Raw genomic sequence first — 20,800 nt, forward strand, 5'->3', positions numbered from 1 at the left:
GGGCGCCATTTCTGTATGATCGGCAGCCAAAACCTCCCTTGTTAGCGGGTTTGCCCGCTGTTGCCATGGCTTTGCGTGTTGCGATCAATGGATTTGGCCGGATTGGTCGCAACTTCATGCGTTGCTGGCTGAGCCGCGGCGAGAACACCGGCATCGAAATTGTCGGCCTCAACGACACCTCCGATCCGCGCACTAACGCACACCTGCTTCAGTACGACTCCATGCTCGGTAAGATCCGGGACGCCAAGGTGAGCCACACCGATGACGCCCTGATCGTCAATGGACGCACCATCAAGTGCTTCTCCGACCGCAACCCCCTGAACCTTCCTTGGAAGGAATGGGGTGTGGATCTGGTGATCGAAGCCACCGGCGTGTTCATCGACAAGGAAGGGGCAGGAAAGCACATTCAGGCCGGTGCCCGCAAAGTGCTGATCACCGCTCCCGGGAAAGGTGATGGCATCGGCACCTTCGTGGTGGGTGTGAACGCCGATCAATACACCCATGACGGCTTCGACATCATCAGCAATGCCAGTTGCACCACCAACTGCATGGCACCGATCGTCAAGGTGCTCGATCAGGCCTTCGGCATCGTCAAAGGCACGATGACCACCACCCACAGCTACACCGGTGACCAGCGCATCCTCGATGCCAGCCACCGTGATCTGCGCCGGGCCCGCGCTGCTGCCATCAACATCGTTCCTACCTCCACTGGCGCTGCCAAGGCTGTGGCTCTGGTGTATCCCCCGATGAAAGGAAAGCTCAACGGCATCGCTCTGCGGGTGCCCACCCCGAACGTGTCGGTGGTCGACCTGGTGCTGGAGGTGAGCCGCGGAACAACCCGCGAAGAAGTGAATGCGGTGCTTGAGGAATCGTCACGGAACGGCATGAAGGGAATCATCAAGTATTCCGATCTGCCGCTGGTGTCCTCTGACCATGCCGGCACTGATGAATCCACGATCGTGGACGCTGACCTCACCCTGGTGATGGGCGACAACATGGTGAAGGTGATCTCCTGGTACGACAACGAGTGGGGCTACAGCCAACGCGTTGTTGATCTGGCCGAAGTGGTGGCCCGCAACTGGGTCTGATCCTCCCGTTCCTCGTTCGCCCGGATCGCCCTTCTTCCGAATCGGGCCGTATTGCCAACTGAATCGGGTCTTCCTGCACGGCCTCTCCTGAGGCGAGGGGTTTCGCAGGGAGGCCCTTTTTTGTGGGGCCGCCGCAACGCTGGTTTGCCCGGCCACGTGCTCCGGCACGCTTCAGCCGAAGTGCCGGAACCCGGCTGGGCCCTGCAGTGGCTCCTCTGTTCCCTGCCAGAGCAGCCGTCCTGTGCCGGCCACCAGCCGGCCGAGGCAGTGCACCCCCGGCAGGCAGGCCTGCAGGCGCTGGGCCCACCGCTCCGGCAGGGCCAGCACCAGCTCGAAATCTTCTCCGCCGCCGAGGCACCAGTCGGTGGCCTCCCGCAACGGCGCCATGGCCGGATCGATCGGCAGGGCTGAGCGATCCAGCAGCGCATCGCAGCCGCTGGTGCGGGCGATGGCAGTGAGTGCCGCCGCGAGCCCATCGCTGCTATCGGTGCCGCCCACCCGCCAGGCATCCCCGGGGGGCTGGCTTTGCTCCAGAGCAGCCACCACATCAAGACGCGCCTGAGGGCGCCGGTGTGCTGCGATCGCCCGCTGCCGCAGGTCTTCAGGCAGGTCGGTGGCGGCGATGCTGCCGGTGATGAGCCCGTGCAGCGGCTGCTCCAGCAGCAGCGCCAGGCCCAGGCGGCTGAGCCCGTGGAGACCACTGCACACCAGCACGTCACCGGCACGGCCGTCCTGCCGTCGGATCGGCCCCTGCGGGCCCAGCCGGCCCAGGGCCGTCACCGCCAGCAGGCGCTCGCTGCCGCTGCTGCAGTCGCCCCCGAGCAGCGGCGCGCCGGTGGTGGCCAGTGCCGCGGTCAGGCCGCCGTACACCCCTTCCACCCAGGCCCAGAGGGTGCGGGGTGGAGCCACCAGGCCCACGGTGAGCCCCACAACCTCACGGCAGCCCATGGCGGCCAGATCCGACAGGTTGGCGGCGGCGGCACGCCAGCCCAGATCGCCAGGGCCCATGGTGGCGTCGCTGAAGTGCACCCCCTCCACCAGCACATCGGTATTGACCACCAGCACCCCGCCAGCGCGCTCCTCGATCAGGGCGGCATCGTCATCGAACTGGCCCGGCGGCGCGAAGGCCCGCAGACGCTCGAGCAGTCGCCATTCGCCCAGATCGCCGAGGGTGGGCGTGGAGCCCTCGCCGCAGGCGGCCGGTGACTCAGGCATGGGGCCGCAGGTTCTCGGCCCCCTCCAGCACCGTGGCCTTGACGATGCCGTCATCGGCGGTGAGTTCTTCGAGCACATCAAAGCCGTCGGTGACGTAGCCGAAGGCGGCATAGCGCCCATCGATCAGGTTCAGCCCAGCGGGGGTCAGCTCGGCTTCGAACAGGAAGAGGAAGAACTGGGAGGAGCCGTCGTCGAGGGCTTCATCGGAATGGGCCCAGCCCAGGGTGCCCTTGGTGGCGAAGGGCAGGGTCGGGGTGGCCTTGAACAGGCCCAGGTCCTCGAAGGTCTGGTTGTAGAAGGGGGACGCTTCGCCGGGTACCTTGATCTCCAGGGGCACCGGGCGGTTGCTGTGGGTCTTGGGATCCACGAAGCCGTCTGCGGGACCGGCGGGATCGCCGGTCTGCAGCACATAGAAGTCTTCGGCCCGGATGAAGGGAAGATCGTCATAGAAGCCGCGCTGCACCAGGTCCACGAAGGCCCCTGCGGTGAGCGGCGCGTTGTAGCCGTCCACAACGGCGGTGAGATCGCCCTTGGTGGTGGTGAGTCTCACGGTGGCCCGGCCCAGCAGCCGCGGCAGGTCGTCGAAGGCGGCAGGAATGGTGAACGGGAACGGACCCACCAGCTCGGCCTCGGCGGCGCCGATCCGGCTGAGTGCCTCGCGGCGGGCATCCAGGAAGGCCTCCCGGTCCTGGCGCTCAGCTGCTGTCGCCATGTCCTGGAGGGATCCTTGCAACTGTTCGAGCAGGGCTTCCGCCTTGTCGCGGTCCGCCGGGTCGAAGCTGTCGAGCAGACCCACACGACGGGTACCCAGCAGCGACTGGGAGCGGCGCACCACATTGGTCAGGGCGCTCCAGCGCTTGGCGCGCAGGTCGTCGCTGGTGCTTTCGAGCCGGTGCTGGAGATCCTGCAGATCGGTGGCTTCGATCGGCAGCGCATCCCGCAGCAGGGCAGCGGGATCGGTGACGGCATTGCCCGGGGGTAGGGCTGCAGCGACAGGTCGGGGCGCCGTCAGCCCCGTCGCTGCGCAAAGCACCACGGCCAGGAGCAGGGCCCACAAACCACCGACCCGGGTCCTCCGCATCTGTCCGTCTGCCGTTTTCCGGACTTTGGCACAGCCGGCCGGTCCCGTTCCATCCGGCGCTGTCGCTGCAGCCGCACGGCGGGGAGGGGCCGAAGGGCAGCCGTACAATCCCGCTGACCCGTTCCCTCGGAATGATCTCCAGCAACGACTTTCGTACAGGCACCACGATCGAGCTGGATGGTCAGGTCTGGAGGGTCGTCGAGTTTCTGCATGTAAAGCCCGGTAAGGGTTCCGCGTTCGTGCGCACCAAGCTCAAAGGTGTGCAGAGCGGCAGCGTGGTGGAGAAAACCTTCCGCGCCGGCGAAACCGTTCCCCAGGCCCTGCTGGAGAAGTCCACCCTTCAGCACACCTACATGGAAGGTGACGACTACGTGTTTATGGACATGGGCAGCTACGAGGAAACCCGCCTTACCGCCAACCAGATCGGCGATGGGCGCAAGTACCTCAAGGAGGGCATGGAGGTCAATGTGGTGTCGTGGAATGGGTCCCCACTTGAGGTGGAGCTGCCCAACTCCGTGGTGCTGGAAGTCACCCAGACCGACCCCGGCGTCAAGGGTGACACCGCTACCGGCGGCACCAAGCCGGCGATCGTGGAAACGGGCGCCCAGGTGATGGTGCCGCTGTTCATCTCGATCGGTGAAAAGATCAAGATTGATACCCGCACCGACAGCTACCTGGGTCGGGAGTCCTGAAGCGCCATGCAACTCGACAACAACCAGCTCCACGCCCTGCTCACCTTCCTTGAAGGCAGCGACATCCAGGAGTTGAAGCTGGAGGGGGAGGATTTTCGTCTTGAGGTGCGCCGCAACCTGCCGGCCCCCAACCCCGTTCCTGCGCCTGCCGCCTACGCCCCGGTGGCGATGGCAGCCCCCGCGCAGGCTGCGCCAGCCCCAGTCGCCCCCCAGCCCTCCAGCGCGCCGCCTGCCGCCGCCGCCCTGCGGGCCGATCTGGTGGAGGTCACCGCCCCGATGGTGGGCACCTTCTACCGGGCAGCTTCACCGGGAGATCCCCCCTTCGTGGAGCTCGGCAGTGTCATTTCGGTCGGCCAGACCGTCTGCATCCTCGAAGCGATGAAGCTGATGAATGAGCTGGAGGCGGAAATGACCGGCCAGGTGGTGGAAATCCTGGTGGAGAACGGCACCCCGGTGGAGTTCGGCCAGGTGCTGATGCGCGTCAAGCCCGGCTGATCCGCGCTGGTGTCCAGCAGCCCCGCTCCGCTGCCGATCAGCCCAGGTCCCAGGCGGCGGTGAGAGCCGCCACCATGCTGTCGGCGCGGGCGATGCCAAGTCCGGCGATGTCGAAGGCGGTGCCGTGATCGGGGGAGGTGCGCAGGAAGGGCAGCCCCAGGGTCACATTCACGGCCGCATCGAAGGCGAGCAGCTTCACCGGAATCAGGCCCTGATCGTGATACAGAGCCAGATAGCCGTCCGATCCCTCACCGTCACCACGCCAGGCGGCGGCGGCACCCAGCCAGCAGGTGTCGGGCGGCACCGGCCCCACCAGCTCCACGTCCGGATGGCGTCGCCGCCAGCGGTCCAGTGCCGGCACCAGCCACTCGACCTCCTCTTTCCCGAGCTGGCCTGCTTCGCCGGCATGGGGGTTCAGGCCCGCCACTGACAGCCGCGGATAGGGCTTGAACCGCTGGCAGAAAGCCAGCAGAACGTCGAGCTTGCGCTCCACCAGCGCCCCATCGAGACAGCGCGGCATGGCCGCCAGCGGGATGTGCGTGGTGGCCAGCAGCGTGTTCAGACGCCAGGCGGTCAGAGGGGAGCGGGCTGTGAACAGCATCGAGGCCTCCATGCCGCCGGCCAGTTCCGCCAGCCGTTCGGTCTGGCCGGGGTAGTGATGGCCCGCTGCATGCCAGGCGTGCTTCGCGATCGGCGCTGTGGTGATGGCGCGGCAGCGGCCGCTGGTCACCAGCGCTGTGGCGGCGGTGAGCCAGGCGAAGCTGGCGGCACCACTGGCCGCTGAACCCTGGCCGGGCTGTGGCGCTACCTCCAGCGGCAGGTCCAGCACCTCCAGGCCGCCGGGGTCGGCCAGGGGAACGCTGCTCAGCGGCTCCAGGCGCCGGTGGGTGTCTTCCAGCCAGCGGCGGCAACCCACCAGCACCACCTCCGCTTGCCGATCGCCGAGCAGGGCCAGAGCCTTGAGAGCCACTTCCGCACCGATGCCAGCCGGGTCACCGAGGGAGACGGCAATGGCAGCGGGCTTAGTCTCGCGCTGATGGGAGAGTGACGACATGTTTCGGTGGTTTCTGATCGGATTGGCGGTGGTCGGAACAGCCGTCGGTCTGGAGCGGGGCTGGGTCACCGTGGATGGCTGCCGCTTCATGCAGGACACGAAGCTCCCCACCCTCAAGAACCTTCAACCGGATGCGGCCGGAGTTTGCCCCGAGCCCGGCGCTGACGCCTCCCCCGCCGACAGCCAAAGCATCGAACGGGTGTTCACCCGCCGCTGAACGGGCCCGGCGGAGTCGGCCGGAGACGTGGGCTCATGCGGCCTGGTCGCCGTTGCCGCGCGCGGCCGTCCGGCGCTCTTCGGCGAGGGCCTCGCGAAAACCCTCGCGGTAGCTGGGGTAGCGCAAGGTGTAGCCCAGGTCATGGCAGAGCCGATGGTTGCTGGCGCGGCGATTTTCCACCCAGAAGCTGAGTGCCATCGGGCTCATGCCACCGCAGATGTCCTCAAACCGCTCCACGGTCGGCAGTTTGCAGTCGAGCAGATGGGCGGCGTAGCCCAGGCTTTCCGTTGAGGGGCAGGGGCGGTCGTCGGAGAGGTTGACGATCCGCGGGCGCCGCTGGGGCGGCAGGCCGATGCAGTGGATCAGCGCTCCCACAATGTCATCGACATGGACGCGGCTGAACACCTGGCCCGGCTTGTGCACGAGCCTGCTGGTGCCCTGCAGCAGGTTCTGGAAGGGGCAGCGACCGGGCCCGTAGATCGCCGGCAGGCGAAAGATCTGCACCGGCAGGCCACTGCAATCCCACGCCTGCTCACAGGCCAGCCGGGCGCGACTGCGCGACGCCCCTGGCGCGGGAGGAGTGGTCTCGTCCACCCAGCGACCGCCATGGTCGCCGTAGACGCCGGTGGTGGAGAGGTAGCCGATCCACTGCAGCGGCAGCTGGGCCAGCAGCGGGGCCAGATGTTCGAGCACCGGATCCTTTCCCTGCCCGTCGGGCGGGATCGTCACCAGCACATGGGTGATGCCGTCGAGCGCCTCGGCATCGGGCAACGCGCCGTTGTCGGGGTCAAAGCTCAGCCAGCGCAGCGGCAGCGCGCTGCCAGCGGATCCCCAGGGGGTGAGCGCCTCCGGCTGGGCCGGCTGGCGGCGGGAGGTGACCGCTACCGGCAGCGCGTGTTCGGTGAGGGCCTGGGCGAACCGCAGTCCGCTGTAGCCACCGCCCAGCACCAGCACGCTGGCCGGCCGGCCATTGACATCACCGACCGTCATGAGTACACCTGTATCACATTCATGGCTTTCGTTGATGACCGCCTCCTCTCTCTCTAGCTCCCGCAGGGTGCCAGCCGGCCCCTTCGTGGCCCGGAGTCAGCGCCCCGCCGCGCTTCTCTCTGCCCGCACGGCCACCTGGAACACCGCTCTGGCCTGGGCTCCGGCCGTGCTCGCCCTCAGCCTGGTGCTGGTCGTCTCCGTGCTCGCCCCGGAAGCCCCGGAGCGGGAAGAGGGGATCTGCGTCCGCCACAACGGCCCGGTGGCCTGCCGGGTCTGGTGAACCGGCGAGGCGCGCTCAGGCCGCCTGAAAGGCCCAGTCCGTCCCTGCTGGAGTGGCTCCGGCATGGAGCGGCGGGCTGGAGCTGGGCTCCGGGTTGGCCCAATGGAGCAGCCGCACCGCCAAGCGTAGATCCCCATCCATCCAGGCACGGATCGCCATGGCCCGCCGCGGGTCGTAGAAGCGCTGACGCCGGTACCAATCGAAGGGATCGGCATCGCTTTTGTGGCCGTTGCAAGCCAGACAGGCCGGCACGCAGTTCGCTGTCACGCTCAGGCCACCACGGCAGCGGGGCATCAGATGATCAATGGATTCGGAGCGATTGCCGCAGTAAATACAACGATTGTCAGTGTGTTTGTGGAGAGATTGACGCCAGCGCCTGACGCGAAGTTTGGGGCAGAGATCTTCAAGGAACACCGCATCTCTCGCGTGCATCCTGATGGCTCAGTTGCGGAGAGTTTGCCCCCACCTCAAGAGATGTCAATGTGTCGAGGATTGCTTTTTTCGGCCTTCAGCGCCAACGGTTGCCCGTCGCCCCGATTCGACTAAATTTGTCTTCGGCCCGCTTGCAGCGCCCCCGTCGCCAGCCGCTCCCCCGCCGTCAGCAGCTCTCCCTCGGTCAGCCGCTCCCTCGGACCCCGCACGGTTTCCGCCGCCACCTGTCTGCTGCGTCTCGGTCCATCGGGACAGATCGAGGTGGTCTCCCCCTTTGATCCCGTCACTCAGGCCCAGTTGCGCGCCGTGCGGCCCCGGGGCCAGTGGCAGGCGCGGCGTGGTTGCTGGGCCTTTCCGCTCGAGGCCTCGCTGGCCTTACGCCAGCTGCTTGGCCAGCGCTTCCGGATCGATCCGGAGCTGGCGCAGTGGATGGCATGGCTGGAGCAGCCCCTGCCGCCCCTGCCGCCTCACCGCACCCTCGTGTCCCAGGCCGCCCTGGATCAGCCTCTGGCCGATGGGCGCCGTCTGTTCGCCCATCAGCGGCTGGCGGCGCGTTGGCTGCTGGCTCGCCGCGGTGCCCTGCTGGCCCACGCCATGGGCCTGGGCAAGACGCTCACGGCGTTGGTGGCGGCCCGGGCCATGGTCCGGGCGGCGGATTGCCGCATCGCCGTGGTGGCTCCAACCGCCCTCCATCCCCACTGGCGGCAGGAGGGCCTCTCCCTCGCCCTTGATCTGGAGCTGATCAGCTGGGCGGCCCTGCCGCGCTCGTTGCCGCCGGCCGCCACGGTGTTGATCGTGGATGAGGCCCATTTCGCCCAGAACATCCAGGCGGCGCGCACCCAGGCCCTGCTGCGGCTGGCCAGACATCCGCGGCTGCGGGCGATCTGGTTGCTCACCGGCACCCCGATGAAGAACGGCCGCCCGGTTCAGCTGTTTCCGCTGCTGGCGGCAATCGGCCATCCCCTCGCCCAAGACCGGCACGCCTACGAGGAGCGGTTCTGTCAGGGGCACTGGAGCGAACGGGGTGGACGGCGCCAGTGGCAGGCGGTCGGAGCCGAGCGGCTCGATGAACTCCAGCGGCTGACAAGGCCGCTCGTGCTCCACCGCCGCAAGCAGGATTGCCTCGACCTGCCTCCAAAGTGCCGCCGCATGCTCCCGGTGGCGCTCGGGGAGTCCCAGGCGATGGCGTTCGAGCAGGAACTGGCCGCCAGGCTGGACGACTATCGCTGCCGGGCCGCCAGGGGCGAGGTGCGCCGCGACGCCGAGCCCCTCGCCATGCTCACCGCCCTGCGCCGGATCGGTGCCCAGCACAAGCTGCCTGCCGCCATCCAGCTGGTGGAGGCCCTTCTGCGCCAGGGGGAGGCCGTGGTGCTGTTCACCGCCTTCGTGGCCAGTGCCGAACAGCTGCAGGACCGCCTGGGTGGGGCGCTGCTCACGGGTCGGCTGAAGGCGGTGGAGCGCCAGGCACAGGTGGATCGCTTCCAGGCCGGGGCGACGCCCTGCCTGGTGGCCACTTTCGGGGCTGGTGGCTTGGGCTTCACGCTGCACAGGGCCGCCCATGTGGTGCTGTTGGAGCGCCCCTGGACGCCGGGGGACGCGGAGCAGGCGGAGGACCGCTGCCACCGCATCGGCATGGCCGGACCGCTCACCAGCCATTGGCTGCAGCTGGGCGTGGCCGATCAGCTCGTGGACGGAATCATCGCCAGCAAGGCCGAGCGCATCACGCTGCTGCTGGAAGGCCGTCAGACGGCTCTGCGGCGCCAGGCGCTGCCGGCGATGGTGCGGCAGCTGATCGAGCGCTGGTGATCATGGTGCTGACCCCTGATCAGGTGCCAGGCAGCGGTGCCTTCTCCTGGCAGCCCTCCAGCCGGATGCGGATGTCGATGGCCAGCTGGGAGTCCTCCGTTCGGTTGCCCTGTTGCCGCAGCAGCTGGGCGGCCCGTTCGATGTCCCTGCAGGCGGCCTCCTGATCGCCACCCAGGCTGTGCAGCACGGAGCGCTCGCTCAAGGGGCGGGGATCGGTGGGGAAGGCCTGCACCGATGCGTCACAGCGCTGCAGCGCCGCCGGCAATTCCGCCAGTTTCACCTCACGCAGGCAGTCGTCGTTGGCTGGCGCGTCGCCTACCTCCGGCGGCGGAGCCGCCGCACAGCCGATCAACGCCAAGCCGGCCAGGGCGACCGTGGTGAGCAGGCGGATCCCCTGCAGCCGGTTCCTGCTCAAGTGCAGTGCAACACCTTCAATTGTTGTAGCGCTCCTCGCGGGTCATGCCCCCTTGGATCGGCACCGGCCCGCTGGAGGTGACGGCAGGAGCCGCAGGGGCAGGGTTCTCGCTGCCGAACAGCGCGCCCAGGTACTGGCCGCAATCGGGGAAGGCGTCCGGGTTGTTGACCACCGCCTCGGTGATCATCACGGCGCCGTGCTGCGGAGATGTCTTGAACAGGCTCGCGGATTGCCGCCGGATCAGGGCATAGGCCGCCGTCCAGCTCACCTCGTGGTTGTTGCCCGCCTTGCGCATGAAGCAGTACACCTGCGCGCCCTTGCTGCCTTGATCGGCAGGCAGCGCTGTGGTGGCCTGGCTCAAGGCGGGCTGTGGGATCGCCCCGGCCGTCAGGAGGGAACCAGCCAGCGTGAACAGACCTGCTGTGAGGGCGGTGCGGATGCGGCGAAAGGAGCTGGCTCGCAGAGCACCGGCTGGAGCAAGGCCGGACTCGGCGGCGCTGGTTTGCAGAGTGCCGGCCCGAACAGTGTCTTGGTGAACAGTGGCGCGGCGAACAGTGGGGTGCTGCATGGAAGGGTGGAGGCGGGCCCGAGGCTGCTGGGCCCAACGTATCGGCCGTGCTTCGGCTGTCGAGGGGCCTCTGTGGCGGTTATGGCCAGGGCCGGGCTCAGCCCGATGACGAACCGCCCGTGCTGCCGAGCACCAGGCGCACGATCACAGGCAGCACCAGCAGCACGGTGATCAACCGCACGGCATGCAGGGCCGCCACGGCCGCCCCTACACCGAACTGCGCTCCCACCAGGCTCATGCCGCTGATGCCCCCCGGTGCTGCGCCCAGCAGGGTGATGACCGGATCCACGCCCAGCAAACGGCTCGACCACAACCCCACCACCAGGCCGGTGGCCACCAGGGCCACGGTGATCAGGATCGCCGGCCGCCACAACACACGCAGCTCCGCCAGCGCGGCACTCGTGAGCCCAGTGCCGATCACCGTGCCGATGCCGATCTCCAGCAGGGTGCGGGTTCCGGTGGGCCATTGGGCCACTTCGAGGCGCCCGCTCATGCTCGCCACGGCCGCTCCAAGCAGCGCGCCGGCCAAAGGGGCAGCAGGAATTCCGGTACGCAGAGCCAGTAGGCCCCCGGCCGTCCCGCACAGCAGATAGAGCACCAAAGTCGCTGGTGCAGCCATGAAGAAGATCCGCTGGTGGGATCCCTCAGTCTGAAAGACGACTTGAGCCCGCCGGGGATGTGTGTTGTCATCGGCGTTACCGACTTTGCCTGCGATGACGACCGAATCGGTGTCTTTCCGGATCACGCGAACCGCCGAGGATCTTGCCCAGACGGTGGCCGCCCTTTCCCATCGGCTGGTGAAGCTGGAACAGCGGCTTGGCGCCCTTGAAACGGCGATCCAGCGGCCTGAGTCGCCAGACCAGGCTCAGCTCGATGCCCTCGACCACGTGGAAGCGCTGCTTCAGGACTGCCGGCAGCTGCTTGATGAGCCAGGTCCCCAGGCGGAGGCGGTGGCCGAAGTGTTCCTGTCATCGGCACCCGAGCCGCAGAGCTACCGGGACGCCGCCTAGCTCACCTTCTCTCGATGCACTGGCCAGGGGTGGCAGAATGAAAAGAAAGCGAACATGGCTTTCACCTATCCCGCTTGCCCCCTGCCACGGCCCCTCGGGTCGGCTGGGCTGAACGCCACCGGAACCTCCGCCTCCCGCACGTTCCCTTCCTGCACACCTCCTTCCGCTTATGTGGAGCGGGGGCACCAACGCGAAAAGCTTGAATTCGCCCTTGCTGTGGCGGTGAGCCGGGGTGATCAGTCTCGCGTGGAAGCCCTGAGATCGCAGATTGCCGATCTTGTCGACGAGGGAGAAGAGCCTGGAACATGAGCGTTTGGCGGCAGGCCCAGCCGTATGGCGGCCGGCAAAGCTGTTACTTTTCGCTGCGGCAAGAACTCAGGCAGCTCTGCTCGAAACCCCTACACTTGCGCTATTCATGATCTCCGGTTTTGACAGTCGTCGCTAAAAGCATGGCGGTGAAAGCAGTTTCGCACGAGCAGCGTTCTGCCCTCCTTCAAGAGATCAGCCGCCATGAGTCTGCTGCCAAAGCGGCAGCGCAAGAGGGCGATCTGGCTGAATCTGCGCGCTGCATTCTGCTGCTCCTCGACTGCGAGCGTCGTGTGGGTGGCCTTGGCCCCCAGGTGTTGCAACTGATCAAACCCCGCGCCTGAGCCTGCACCCCCGCCTGGGTCAGCGGCCACCCTGCCGATCACGGCATCTTCCGGCCTGGCCTTCCCCAGGCAGGTGTTGAGCCAACGCCCTCGCGCTGCCTGCCTGGTGTGACGGCCTCACGGTCTGCCGCGCAAGGGTCAATGCCGCTTCGCCCCTGCGCAGCGTTATCAGATCCGGCAGATGCCACAAGGGTTCCGGCGATGCTGGATAGGACCGGCAGATGTGAGGAACAGTCCTGATCCGCAGACGGGCACCCTGCAGGTCGTTAGGGGGAAGGCGGAGAGTGCTTGAGAGCCTCAATCCAAGTGCTGCCAGGCGGTTGGGTGGCTGCCGATCAGCCAGGGGTGCGATTCATTCGCTGCACACGCTTCACTTCAATGCCCCTTCATTGGGCGATGTGCTTGGAGCTGAAGCAGCTTCAGCAGTTAAGTGCTAAACAGCTCAAAACCAATTTAAATTGAACATCTTTCAAGCGGGTGACCGGATTCGAACCGGCGACGTTCAGCTTGGGAAGCTGACATTCTACCACTGAATTACACCCGCATTCCTGCAATGTAGCAAGGTGCCGGAAGGCGGCCTCCTGGAAGGCCGCCCCGCGCGCTGCGCCTCAGCGGGCCAGCTCGGTGGCAGCGGCTGCCATGCCGGCTCCCACGGTGGCTGTGGCCATGCCCATCTCCTGCAGGGTGGCTTCGATCGCCGCCACCGCCGTAAGCACATCCCGATCGCAGACGAAGCCGAGGTGGCCGATGCGGAACACCGAGCCCTTCAGGTGGTCCTGGCCGCCGGCCAGCAGGATGTCGTAGCGGGCCTTCACTTTCTTGCGCAGCACTTCGGCGTCGATGCCGCTGGGTGCCACGGCGGTGATCGAGGGGCTGCCGTGGCCCTCCGCCGCGTACAGCGGCAGGCCGATCGCCTTCATGGCCGCGCTCACCGCGCGCCGGTGGCGTTCATGCCGGGTGAAGATCGCTTCCAGGCCTTCGCTCTGCATCATCTCGAGGGCGGCCTCGAGCGCGAAGTAGAGGTTCACCGGAGGGGTGAACGGATTGCTGTCCTGGGCGGCCGCTTTTCGATAGGCGCCGAGGTTCAGATAGAACTTGGGCAGGTCGGAGCGCTGCTGTGCCTGCCAGGCCCGCTCGCTCATGCCCACGAAGCCCAGACCGGGCGGCATCATGTAGCCCTTCTGGGAGCCCGAGCCCACCACGTCGAGGCCCCAGGCGTCCATGGGCACGTTGCAGGCCCCCAGGCTGGTGACACAGTCGGCCACAATCAAGGCCTGGCCGTGGGCATGCACGTGCCGGGCGATCGTTTCCAGGTCGTTGATCACGCCCGTCGAGGTTTCCGAGTGGGTGAGGATCACCGCACGGATCGCTTTGTCTGTATCCGCCTCCAGCGCCACACGGAACGCGTCCGGATCCAGAGGCTGGCCCCATTCGGCCTTGATCACCTGCACATCCAGCCCGTAGGCCTTCGCCACCTTGACCCAGCGCTCACCGAACTTGCCGTTGTCGCCGCAGATCACCTTGTCGCCGCGGCTGAGGATGTTGATGATCCCCGCCTCCATCGCCGCCGTGCCGCTGCCGGCGAGCACCAGCACATCGCTGCCGGTCTGATGCAGCCACTTGAGCTGCGCGGTGGTGCGCTTCACGATCGCCTGGAAATCGGCGCTGCGATGGCCGATCGGGTGGCGGCTCATCGCCAGCAGGACGGTCTCCGGCACCGGTGTGGGACCGGGAATCATCAGGGTGAGCTTGTCCTGCATGGGGAGTGGAAACGCGGGGGCGCAGCGGCACAATCAACCACCTTAAAAAACGGATGGTGAACGCTTCACCCGGCTACACCCTGCCGGTGTGGGTGACGGCGGCGGCGTGTGCCGCCGTGCAGGCGCTCCAGCGGGCGGAAGCTGGCCCTGCGGCTCCCTTCGAGGGCCTGCAGACACTGGAGTTGCTCGAGCCGCCCGGGCTGCAGCCGGTGCCGGTGGAAGCGGCGGCTCCGATCGGGCCAGGCCGAGCTCTCGGCATCAGTCGCTGCGACCCCGGCGCCGGCCTGGATCTCACCCGTGGCCTGGCGGTGTGGGTGGTGGCCTGCTGGATCCAGCCGCCGCCGGCCGGCGGCTCGTGCTTCGTGCTGGAAGCCGGCGAAGGGGTGGGGGTGCATGGCACGACGGGTGACCTGTGCGCCTCCGCCTATGCCCGTGCCCTGCTGGAGACGAACCTGCGGCCCTTGGTCGGTGCCGGCCGGGCGGTGTGCCTGCGGCTCGTGCTGCCTGAGGGCCGGGCCCTTGCGCTGCGCACCAGCAACGCGGCCTTCGGCGTGGTCGACGGACTGGCGCTGATCGGCACCCAGGCGGAGGTGCAGCGCAGCGCCGCTCCCGATCAACTGCAGGCCTGCCTGGCGGCCCTGGCGGCACGCACCGCCACGGCCGGCTTCAACGGTGATCTCGTGCTTGTGATCGGCGAAAACGGCCTCGATCTGGCGCCCAGCCTGGGGCTCCCCGCCGGGCTGCTGCTCAAGGCCGGCAACTGGCTGGGGCCGGTGCTGGTGGCGGCGGCGGAAGCGGGAGTGCGCCGCCTGCTGCTGTTCGGCTACCACGGCAAGTTGATCAAGCTGGCCGGTGGGATCTTCCACACCCATCACCATCTCGCCGATGGCCGCGCCGAGGTGCTCACCGCCCTGGCGGCCCTTGAAGGTCTCAGCGGTGAGGCCCTCGGCCGCCTGCATGGTGCCGCCACCGTGGAGGCAGCGCTCAGCGAACTGGTGGCCGTGGACCCTGATCTGGCCCAGCGGCTGGAGCGGCGCATCGCCGCGGCCATTGAGCAACGCAGCATGGCCTATCTAGCCCGCTACGGCAGTTTCCCCATGCGCGTGGGGGCCGCGCTGTTCGACCGCCGGCGCCAGCTGCGTGTGTGCGGACCTCAAGGCCAGGAGTTGCTGGAGGCATTCCGGCACCCTCTAGGGTGAGTCCCTCAGGCCTGGCGGCCCATGCGGGGCCTTGCTCCGGGGGCAACGCATCCGGCCAGCCGCCGATCAAGAAGCGTTCCGGTCGTATGTCTCAAGCTTCACAGTCGCTGGAACAGCCGGAGAGCCAGCGCCACCCGGCGATCGTGATCCTCGATTTCGGATCCCAGTATTCGGAGCTGATCGCGCGCCGTGTGCGGGAAACCGAGGTGTATTCCCTGGTGATGGGCTACGCCACCAGCGCCGATGAGCTGCGCGAGCTGGCCCCCAAAGGCATCATCCTCAGCGGTGGCCCCAGCTCGGTGTATGCCGAAGGGGCGCCTGTGTGCGATCCGGGCCTCTGGGATCTGGGCATTCCGGTGCTCGGGGTCTGCTACGGCATGCAGCTGATGGTGCAGCAGCTGGGCGGCAACGTGGTGGCGGCGGGCCGCGGAGAGTACGGCAAGGCACCGCTTCAGGTGGACGATCCCACCGATCTGCTCACCAACGTGGAAAACGGCTCCACGATGTGGATGAGCCATGGCGATTCGGTGGAGACTCTGCCGCCTGGATTCGCGCGGCTGGCCCATACCAGGAACACGCCGGAAGCGGCAGTGGCAGATCATCGGCGCCATCTTTATGGCGTGCAGTTCCATCCCGAAGTGGTGCACTCCACCGGTGGCATGGTGATGATCCGGAACTTCGTTTATCACATCTGCGGCTGCGAGCCAGATTGGACCACCAGCGCCTTCATTGAAGAAGCCGTGGCCGATGTTCAGGCCCGTGTCGGCAGCAAACGGGTACTGCTCGCCCTCTCCGGTGGCGTGGATTCCTCCAGCCTCGCCTTTCTGCTGCACAGGGCGATCGGGGACCAGCTCACCTGCATGTTCATCGACCAGGGCTTCATGCGCAAAGGGGAGCCTGAATTCCTGATGGAGTTCTTCGATCGCCAGTTTCATATTCGCGTGGAGTATATCAATGCCCGTGATCGATTCATCGCCAAGCTCAAGGGCATCATCGATCCGGAGGAAAAGCGCAAAATCATCGGTGCCGAGTTCATCCGTGTGTTCGAGGAGGAGAGCAAGCGACTCGGCCCCTTCGATTACCTCGCCCAGGGCACCCTCTATCCCGATGTGATCGAGTCGGCCGGCACCGGCGTGGATCCCAAGACCGGCGAACGGGTGGCTGTGAAAATCAAGAGCCACCACAACGTGGGTGGCCTACCCAAGGATCTGCAGTTCAAGCTGGTGGAGCCGCTTCGGCGTCTGTTCAAAGATGAGGTGCGCAAGGTGGGCCGCAGCCTCGGCCTGCCCGAAGAGATCGTGCGCCGCCATCCCTTTCCGGGGCCTGGCCTGGCGATCCGCATCCTGGGCGAGGTCACGGCCGAGAACCTCAACATCCTGCGCGATGCCGATCTGGTGGTGCGCGAGGAGGTGCGGGATGCAGGGCTCTACCACGACATCTGGCAGGCGTTTGCGGTGCTGCTGCCGGTGCGCAGCGTTGGTGTGATGGGCGACAAGCGCACCTACGCCTATCCGATCGTTCTCCGTTGCGTGTCCAGCGAAGACGGCATGACCGCCGATTGGTCGCGCTTGCCCTACGACCTGCTGGAGAAAATCTCCAACCGCATCGTCAATGAGGTGCGGGGCGTGAACCGGGTGGTGTACGACATCACCAGCAAGCCTCCCGGCACGATCGAGTGGGAGTGACAGCCGGCTGAAGGCGCCGCCGGCGGCGTTCTTTTGTCTGGTCTGGGTCTGGTCTGGCCCGCCCGGGACAGCTTCGATACCATCGGGGCCCGGCCTTCCTCTCTTGACTGTCGCCCTCGAGCAGGACCCGCAGCTGCAGCGCCGCCTCCAGCAGGACAGCATCCAGCTGGCCGGAAAGGTGATCTACCTCAATCCCTTTCTGTATTGGCGGCGCTTCGATGCCAACACCGACCGCTGGTTGCGCGAACCCGGTCAGCTGCAGGAGGAGCAGATTCTCGCCAACCGGGGCCGCTTCTACCCCGAGGTGCTGTGGGAGGAGATCCCCGAGCAGGAGGCGCAGATCAAGGATGGCGCCGTGGAGATGTTCCTCAAGACCCTGGAACTGATCAGCACCTTCAACCCCGAGCTCAGCGCCGGCCACCTGCTGGAGGTGGAGCGCAAGATGGCCGTGACCAAGAAACGCTCCTTCGAGCGCTGGGTGGAGAAGTCATTGCGCCGCCGGCAGACGTTGGAGCGGCAGGAGCGCCGCCGCTTCGATCGCGAGCGGCTGCTGCGCAGCTGGGGAGAGTGGGCAGGGCTGGACGTCACCCGACAGGCCGTGCTGCCGTTCACCGCGGTGCTGGTGCTGGCAGTGGGGGCCGGTTGGATGGTGGGCTCGCGCGAGTTCTGCCGCCAGATGATCGTCGATCCCGGCGTGCAGCGGCTGCCCTGAGTCCCTGCCACCTCCGGAGGGCGTCAAACTGGGGGCAAAGCCGCTCGCCTGCGCGGGTGGTGCTGCCTCGGTTGCTTCGGCATGGCTGATCCTCTCGATTCCCTTCGGCTCGCGCTGATGCAGGAGGTACTGCCGGTAGGTATGGCGGTGGTCGAGCGGGCGCGCAAGGGGGGCCCGCTCGAGGTGGTGGAAGCGTTCACCGCTTCGCCTGACCCGCTCGCCCAGCTGAAGCAGGAAGGCGATCCAGCGGCGCGGGCCGTGCGCCAGAGCCTTGATCAGATCCAGCCCGGTCTGGGCAATCCCGTGATGAAGGTGGAGGTGCACGATGTGGCCCCGCCACCGCCCTGGTCGCCGCAGGCGGGCGATCCGGCCGCCACCGGATTCTCAGAGGCCGCAGACCCGCAGCGGGAGCGGGAGGCGCTGCAGACCACCCTGGCCCGGATCTCCGAGCGCCTGGCGCTGCTCCAGCACCGCCTGGAGGCCTGACGCCCATGGCCGCTGGGCATCTGCACGGACAGGCCCGCCACGCGGGCATGCGGCACCAGCCGGCCTGGCTGCTCGGGCTGATCGTGCTGGTGCTGGGGGCGATGGGCGCCCGGCTCGTGTGGCTGCAGCTCGCGCAGGGGGCAGAGAACAAGCTGCTGGCGGATCAGAACCGCATTCGCCTGCTGCCGCGCCATCCGATGCGCGGCCGTCTGCTTGATCGCAACGGCCAGGTGTTGGCCAGCAGCCGACTCACCTACAACCTCTACATCCAGCCCCGGCTTGTCGATGACGCAGCCTGGCCGTCGCTGCGGGTGCAGTTGGCTGCGCTGCTGGCGCTCGACCCGGCGCAGCTCGATGCCAAACGCAAGGACGGCAGAGCCGTGGACGGCTTCCGCATTGAACTGGCGGGCCCCCTCAGCACCGAGCAGGTGTTGCGTTTTCGCGAGCAGGCCGAGTCGCTCAAAGGGGCTGATGTGGATGTCGACGTGCTGCGCGCCTACCCGCACGGACGGCTCGGCGCCCACGTGCTCGGCTACACGAGCAGCATCACGGAGGAGGAATACAAGGAGCTGTCTGAAACGGGCTACCGCCTGCAGGACCGTATCGGTCGCACCGGCCTGGAGCGCGTCTACGAGAACCACCTGCGCGGCGAGTGGGGGGGACAGCAGCTGGAAGTGAACGCCGATGGGCAGGTGCAGCGGGTGCTGGGAGACAAGCCGTCGCGGGCCGGCAACGATCTGCGCCTCACCCTCGATCTGGAGCTGCAGAAGGCGGCCGAGAAGGCCCTCAGCGGGGTGAGCAAGGGGGCGATCGTGGCGATGGATCCCCAGACCGGCGCGATCCGGGCCATGGCCAGCCGCCCGAACTTCGATCCCAACATCTTCTCGGAGGGCCCCACCACAGCGCAGTGGAACGAGCTCAACCGCCCGGAAGCCCCCATGCTCAACCGGGCGCTGCGGGGGTTCCCGCCCGCCAGCACCTTCAAGGTGATCACCGCGATCGCGGGGCTGGAATCGGGCTTGTTCAATCCCGCCTCCACCATCCTCACCTCAGGCTCCTTCTGCTACGACGGCCAGTGCTACGCGGATCACGGCAGCTTCGGCAGCATCGGTTTCCGCCTGGCCATGGCGGTGAGCAGCAACAGCTTCTTCTACCGGCTGGGCCTCAAGACCGGCCCCGATGAACTGTTCAGAGCGGCCCGCCGCCTGGGCTACGGCAGTCTCACCGGTGTCGAACTCAAGGGGGAGGAGAGCCCCGGCTTGCTGGGCGATCCCGCCTGGAAGCGCCAGGTGCTCGATGAGCCGTGGACCTCGGTGGACACGATCACCTCCTCGATCGGCCAGGGGGCCGTCACCGTGACGCCTCTGCAGATGGCCCGTCTGTATGCGGCAATCGCCAACGGCGGCTGGCTGGTGACGCCCCACCTGGCGGAGCGGCCGGTGGAGCGCCGCTGGATCGGCCTCAAACCCAGCACCTTGAAAGTGTTGCGGGAGGGGCTGCGCGAGGCGGTCACCAGCGGCACGGCCACCCTGCTGAACGACCCTTCGCTGCCCGCCGTGGCCGGCAAGACAGGCACCGCCGAGGATCCCCCCCGGCCAGACCATGCCTGGTTCGGCGGCTATGCGCCGGCGGGCAAGCCCAACCTGGTGATCATTGCCTTCGGCGAGAACAGTGGCGGCTACGGCGGCACCGTTGCCGCACCGATGGTGAAGGCCCTGCTCACCACCTGGTTCCGTGACACCCTGCCCCAGCTGCGCAACTGAAGCCGCGCGCAGGTGACATCGGATGGCTTCGAGCTGCTTCGGGGGGGCTTCAGGCCACCAGCTGCAGAGGGGGGCGCACCACCTCGCTGTAGAAGCGCCGCAGTTGCTGGGTGGCGCCCGCCCAGCCCCAGCGCTCTGCTTCTGCTCGTGCTGCCAGCCGCAGGGCCTGGCGCCGTTCGGTGCTGGCCAGCAGCCTTTCGGTGGCGGCGGTGAGGCTGGCCGGGCTGTCGGGATCGTAGAGGCAGCCGTTCACTCCGTCGGTGACGATGTCGGGGATGCCGCCGCGGTTGGCGCCCACCACCGGGCAACCGGCCGCCATCGCCTCCAGCAGCACCAGCCCAAGCGTTTCGGTGGAGGAGGGGAACAGGAAGGCATCGGCGCTGGCATAGGCGCTGGCCAGATCCTCGCCGCCCAGGTAGCCCACGAACGTGGTGGCGCTGCCGGCGAACACCTTCTCAAGCTGCTGGCGGTGTGGGCCATCACCCACCAACGCCAGCCTGGCCTGGGGCAGGGCATCGAGCACCGGCCGGATCCGCTCGATCTGCTTCTCCGCCGAGAGCCTGCCCACGTAGAGCAGCAGGCTGTCGCTGTCGCCGTGCACGCCGGTGAGTTTGCTGCGCATGGTCTGATTGCGCCATTCCGGTCGGAACAGATCGGTGTCGACTCCCCGCTGCCACAAGGCGGTGTGCTGGATGCCGTGCTGGCTGAGTTCCTCCACCATCGCCGTGGAGGTGCAGAGGTTGAGGGCCGCCTGGTTGTGGGCCGCCTTTAGCAGCTCCCACAGCAGCGGTTCGAACATGCCCATGCCGTAGTGCTCGAGGTACTTGGGCAGGTGGGTGTGGTAGCTGGCCACCAGGGGCACGCCCCGGGTACGCGCCAGCCAGATCCCGCCCAGGCCGAGCACCGCCGGGTTCACCACGTGCACCAGGTCGGGCTTGAAGGCGTCAAGCGCCTCGGCCACCAAGGGCCGCGGCAGCGCCAGCTTCAGCTCGGGGTAGAGCGGCAGGGGCAGGGCCGGCACGCCGATCACCCGTGCGCCCATGAAGGTGTCCGGGGCTCCTTCGGGGCAGAACAGCAGCACCTCGTCGCCCGCATCCACCAGGTGGGTCACCGTTTTGGTGAGCCGCGTGACAATGCCGTCGACCTTGGGAAGGAAGGTTTCGGTGAACAGTGCGATCTTCACGTGGACGGCGTGCCTGCGG

Annotated in this window: 23 protein-coding genes and 1 tRNA gene; 13 read left to right on the plus strand and 11 right to left on the minus strand. The window is 67.4% G+C overall.

Going from position 1 to position 20,800, the window contains the following annotated elements; genetic code table 11:
* Positions 1–65: 65 nt before the first annotated feature.
* Positions 66–1,088 (plus strand): type I glyceraldehyde-3-phosphate dehydrogenase, encoded by a 1,023-nt coding sequence (locus tag KQ303_RS02485; protein ID WP_094511178.1) that lies wholly within the window; start codon positions 66–68, stop codon positions 1,086–1,088.
* Positions 1,089–1,259: 171 nt separating this feature from the next.
* Here KQ303_RS02485 and thiL read toward each other — a convergent pair whose 3' ends face one another.
* Together thiL and KQ303_RS02495 are read right to left on the minus strand one after the other, a co-directional pair.
* On the minus strand, positions 1,260–2,303 hold the full coding sequence (thiL, locus tag KQ303_RS02490) for a thiamine-phosphate kinase (RefSeq protein WP_259729017.1): 1,044 nt from the start codon (positions 2,301–2,303) through the stop codon (positions 1,260–1,262).
* Positions 2,296–3,384 carry a peptidylprolyl isomerase gene (locus KQ303_RS02495; protein WP_399232679.1) on the minus strand — a complete coding sequence of 363 codons (1,089 nt, stop codon included), beginning with the start codon at positions 3,382–3,384 and terminating at the stop codon, positions 2,296–2,298. Before KQ303_RS02495 ends, thiL begins: the two co-directional genes overlap by 8 nt.
* Positions 3,385–3,515: 131 nt before the next feature.
* Here KQ303_RS02495 and efp point away from each other — a divergent pair, with 131 nt between their 5' ends.
* On the plus strand, positions 3,516–4,076 hold the full coding sequence (gene efp / locus KQ303_RS02500; protein WP_094511175.1) for an elongation factor P: 561 nt from the start codon (positions 3,516–3,518) through the stop codon (positions 4,074–4,076).
* Between the two features lie 6 nt (positions 4,077–4,082).
* The gene (gene accB, locus KQ303_RS02505) at positions 4,083–4,571 is read left to right on the plus strand and encodes an acetyl-CoA carboxylase biotin carboxyl carrier protein (RefSeq protein WP_094511174.1); all 489 of its coding nucleotides are present in this window, start codon (positions 4,083–4,085) and stop codon (positions 4,569–4,571) included.
* 37 nt (positions 4,572–4,608) lie between these two features.
* Here accB and pdxA read toward each other — a convergent pair whose 3' ends face one another.
* A complete protein-coding gene (gene pdxA, locus KQ303_RS02510; RefSeq protein ID WP_255100485.1) occupies positions 4,609–5,625 on the minus strand; it encodes a 4-hydroxythreonine-4-phosphate dehydrogenase PdxA in 1,017 nt (338 codons plus the stop codon).
* On the opposite strand from pdxA, the gene KQ303_RS02515 reads away from it, so the two are divergent.
* Complete coding sequence (locus KQ303_RS02515; protein ID WP_255141020.1) at positions 5,624–5,842, plus strand: hypothetical protein; 219 nt, start codon at positions 5,624–5,626, stop codon at positions 5,840–5,842. The genes pdxA and KQ303_RS02515 overlap by 2 nt on opposite strands.
* A 33-nt stretch (positions 5,843–5,875) precedes the next feature.
* Here the strand turns inward: KQ303_RS02515 and KQ303_RS02520 are convergent, their stop codons facing one another.
* Positions 5,876–6,832: an SDR family NAD(P)-dependent oxidoreductase gene (locus KQ303_RS02520; RefSeq protein WP_255141019.1), complete on the minus strand. Its 957-nt coding sequence runs from the start codon at positions 6,830–6,832 to the stop codon at positions 5,876–5,878.
* Positions 6,833–6,866: 34 nt separating this feature from the next.
* On the opposite strand from KQ303_RS02520, the gene KQ303_RS02525 reads away from it, so the two are divergent.
* Positions 6,867–7,112, plus strand: coding sequence for a hypothetical protein (locus KQ303_RS02525; protein WP_259729019.1), 246 nt, complete (start codon positions 6,867–6,869; stop codon positions 7,110–7,112).
* Between the two features lie 15 nt (positions 7,113–7,127).
* Here the strand turns inward: KQ303_RS02525 and KQ303_RS02530 are convergent, their stop codons facing one another.
* Positions 7,128–7,544, minus strand: a complete 417-nt coding sequence (locus tag KQ303_RS02530) for an HNH endonuclease (RefSeq protein WP_259729020.1) — start codon at positions 7,542–7,544, stop codon at positions 7,128–7,130.
* A gap of 261 nt (positions 7,545–7,805) precedes the next feature.
* Between KQ303_RS02530 and KQ303_RS02535 the strand changes: the two genes are divergently transcribed.
* Positions 7,806–9,350 (plus strand): DEAD/DEAH box helicase, encoded by a 1,545-nt coding sequence (locus KQ303_RS02535; protein WP_259729021.1) that lies wholly within the window; start codon positions 7,806–7,808, stop codon positions 9,348–9,350.
* A gap of 19 nt (positions 9,351–9,369) precedes the next feature.
* Here the strand turns inward: KQ303_RS02535 and KQ303_RS02540 are convergent, their stop codons facing one another.
* The 3 genes from KQ303_RS02540 to KQ303_RS02550 all read right to left on the minus strand — a co-directional run bounded on the left by KQ303_RS02540 (position 9,370) and on the right by KQ303_RS02550 (position 10,961).
* A complete protein-coding gene (locus KQ303_RS02540) occupies positions 9,370–9,765 on the minus strand; it encodes a hypothetical protein (protein ID WP_259729022.1) in 396 nt (131 codons plus the stop codon).
* Positions 9,766–9,781: 16 nt separating this feature from the next.
* The gene (locus KQ303_RS02545; protein ID WP_399232685.1) at positions 9,782–10,333 is read right to left on the minus strand and encodes a DUF6554 family protein; all 552 of its coding nucleotides are present in this window, start codon (positions 10,331–10,333) and stop codon (positions 9,782–9,784) included.
* 97 nt (positions 10,334–10,430) lie between these two features.
* Positions 10,431–10,961: an AbrB family transcriptional regulator gene (locus tag KQ303_RS02550; RefSeq protein ID WP_255100712.1), complete on the minus strand. Its 531-nt coding sequence runs from the start codon at positions 10,959–10,961 to the stop codon at positions 10,431–10,433.
* An 85-nt stretch (positions 10,962–11,046) separates the two neighbouring features.
* On the opposite strand from KQ303_RS02550, the gene KQ303_RS02555 reads away from it, so the two are divergent.
* Both KQ303_RS02555 and KQ303_RS02565 read left to right on the plus strand, forming a co-directional pair.
* Positions 11,047–11,343, plus strand: coding sequence for a hypothetical protein (locus tag KQ303_RS02555; protein ID WP_255100490.1), 297 nt, complete (start codon positions 11,047–11,049; stop codon positions 11,341–11,343).
* A gap of 428 nt (positions 11,344–11,771) precedes the next feature.
* A complete protein-coding gene (locus tag KQ303_RS02565) occupies positions 11,772–11,993 on the plus strand; it encodes a hypothetical protein (protein WP_233132859.1) in 222 nt (73 codons plus the stop codon).
* 472 nt (positions 11,994–12,465) lie between these two features.
* Here the strand turns inward: KQ303_RS02565 and KQ303_RS02570 are convergent.
* Both KQ303_RS02570 and KQ303_RS02575 read right to left on the minus strand, forming a co-directional pair.
* Positions 12,466–12,537 (minus strand) — tRNA-Gly (locus KQ303_RS02570).
* Positions 12,538–12,601: 64 nt separating this feature from the next.
* On the minus strand, positions 12,602–13,753 hold the full coding sequence (locus KQ303_RS02575; protein ID WP_259729023.1) for an alanine--glyoxylate aminotransferase family protein: 1,152 nt from the start codon (positions 13,751–13,753) through the stop codon (positions 12,602–12,604).
* A 53-nt stretch (positions 13,754–13,806) separates the two neighbouring features.
* Here KQ303_RS02575 and cbiD point away from each other — a divergent pair, with 53 nt between their 5' ends.
* The 5 genes from cbiD to mrdA all read left to right on the plus strand — a co-directional run bounded on the left by cbiD (position 13,807) and on the right by mrdA (position 19,598).
* Positions 13,807–14,952: a cobalt-precorrin-5B (C(1))-methyltransferase CbiD gene (gene cbiD / locus KQ303_RS02580; RefSeq protein ID WP_259729024.1), complete on the plus strand. Its 1,146-nt coding sequence runs from the start codon at positions 13,807–13,809 to the stop codon at positions 14,950–14,952.
* 86 nt (positions 14,953–15,038) lie between these two features.
* On the plus strand, positions 15,039–16,637 hold the full coding sequence (guaA, locus tag KQ303_RS02585; RefSeq protein WP_259729025.1) for a glutamine-hydrolyzing GMP synthase: 1,599 nt from the start codon (positions 15,039–15,041) through the stop codon (positions 16,635–16,637).
* Between the two features lie 103 nt (positions 16,638–16,740).
* Positions 16,741–17,349: a hypothetical protein gene (locus KQ303_RS02590; protein WP_255100494.1), complete on the plus strand. Its 609-nt coding sequence runs from the start codon at positions 16,741–16,743 to the stop codon at positions 17,347–17,349.
* Positions 17,350–17,430: 81 nt separating this feature from the next.
* Positions 17,431–17,835 (plus strand): hypothetical protein, encoded by a 405-nt coding sequence (locus tag KQ303_RS02595; RefSeq protein ID WP_259729026.1) that lies wholly within the window; start codon positions 17,431–17,433, stop codon positions 17,833–17,835.
* Positions 17,836–17,840: 5 nt separating this feature from the next.
* Complete coding sequence (mrdA, locus tag KQ303_RS02600) at positions 17,841–19,598, plus strand: penicillin-binding protein 2 (protein ID WP_259729027.1); 1,758 nt, start codon at positions 17,841–17,843, stop codon at positions 19,596–19,598.
* A 49-nt stretch (positions 19,599–19,647) separates the two neighbouring features.
* Here mrdA and KQ303_RS02605 read toward each other — a convergent pair whose 3' ends face one another.
* Positions 19,648–20,781 carry a glycosyltransferase family 1 protein gene (locus KQ303_RS02605; RefSeq protein WP_094511156.1) on the minus strand — a complete coding sequence of 378 codons (1,134 nt, stop codon included), beginning with the start codon at positions 20,779–20,781 and terminating at the stop codon, positions 19,648–19,650.
* Positions 20,782–20,800: the final 19 nt, after the last annotated feature.

The organism is Synechococcus sp. CS-1333 (genome assembly GCF_025128015.1).
Classification (GTDB): Bacteria; Cyanobacteriota; Cyanobacteriia; order PCC-6307; family Cyanobiaceae; genus MW101C3.

What these genes read in the sequence shown, in the direction of transcription:
- mrdA (WP_259729027.1), top strand. Translation starts at nt 17,841, where the DNA reads ATGGCCGCTGGGCATCTGCACGGACAGGCCCGCCACGCGGGCATGCGG.
- KQ303_RS02575 (WP_259729023.1), bottom strand. Translation starts at nt 13,753, where the DNA reads ATGCAGGACAAGCTCACCCTGATGATTCCCGGTCCCACACCGGTGCCG.
- KQ303_RS02530 (WP_259729020.1), bottom strand. Translation starts at nt 7,544, where the DNA reads ATGCACGCGAGAGATGCGGTGTTCCTTGAAGATCTCTGCCCCAAACTT.
- KQ303_RS02555 (WP_255100490.1), top strand. Translation starts at nt 11,047, where the DNA reads ATGACGACCGAATCGGTGTCTTTCCGGATCACGCGAACCGCCGAGGAT.
- KQ303_RS02545 (WP_399232685.1), bottom strand. Translation starts at nt 10,333, where the DNA reads ATGCAGCACCCCACTGTTCGCCGCGCCACTGTTCACCAAGACACTGTT.
- guaA (WP_259729025.1), top strand. Translation starts at nt 15,039, where the DNA reads ATGTCTCAAGCTTCACAGTCGCTGGAACAGCCGGAGAGCCAGCGCCAC.
- pdxA (WP_255100485.1), bottom strand. Translation starts at nt 5,625, where the DNA reads ATGTCGTCACTCTCCCATCAGCGCGAGACTAAGCCCGCTGCCATTGCC.
- KQ303_RS02525 (WP_259729019.1), top strand. Translation starts at nt 6,867, where the DNA reads ATGACCGCCTCCTCTCTCTCTAGCTCCCGCAGGGTGCCAGCCGGCCCC.
- KQ303_RS02485 (WP_094511178.1), top strand. Translation starts at nt 66, where the DNA reads ATGGCTTTGCGTGTTGCGATCAATGGATTTGGCCGGATTGGTCGCAAC.
- thiL (WP_259729017.1), bottom strand. Translation starts at nt 2,303, where the DNA reads ATGCCTGAGTCACCGGCCGCCTGCGGCGAGGGCTCCACGCCCACCCTC.
- cbiD (WP_259729024.1), top strand. Translation starts at nt 13,807, where the DNA reads ATGGTGAACGCTTCACCCGGCTACACCCTGCCGGTGTGGGTGACGGCG.
- KQ303_RS02515 (WP_255141020.1), top strand. Translation starts at nt 5,624, where the DNA reads ATGTTTCGGTGGTTTCTGATCGGATTGGCGGTGGTCGGAACAGCCGTC.
- efp (WP_094511175.1), top strand. Translation starts at nt 3,516, where the DNA reads ATGATCTCCAGCAACGACTTTCGTACAGGCACCACGATCGAGCTGGAT.
- accB (WP_094511174.1), top strand. Translation starts at nt 4,083, where the DNA reads ATGCAACTCGACAACAACCAGCTCCACGCCCTGCTCACCTTCCTTGAA.
- KQ303_RS02520 (WP_255141019.1), bottom strand. Translation starts at nt 6,832, where the DNA reads ATGACGGTCGGTGATGTCAATGGCCGGCCGGCCAGCGTGCTGGTGCTG.
- KQ303_RS02595 (WP_259729026.1), top strand. Translation starts at nt 17,431, where the DNA reads ATGGCTGATCCTCTCGATTCCCTTCGGCTCGCGCTGATGCAGGAGGTA.
- KQ303_RS02495 (WP_399232679.1), bottom strand. Translation starts at nt 3,384, where the DNA reads ATGCGGAGGACCCGGGTCGGTGGTTTGTGGGCCCTGCTCCTGGCCGTG.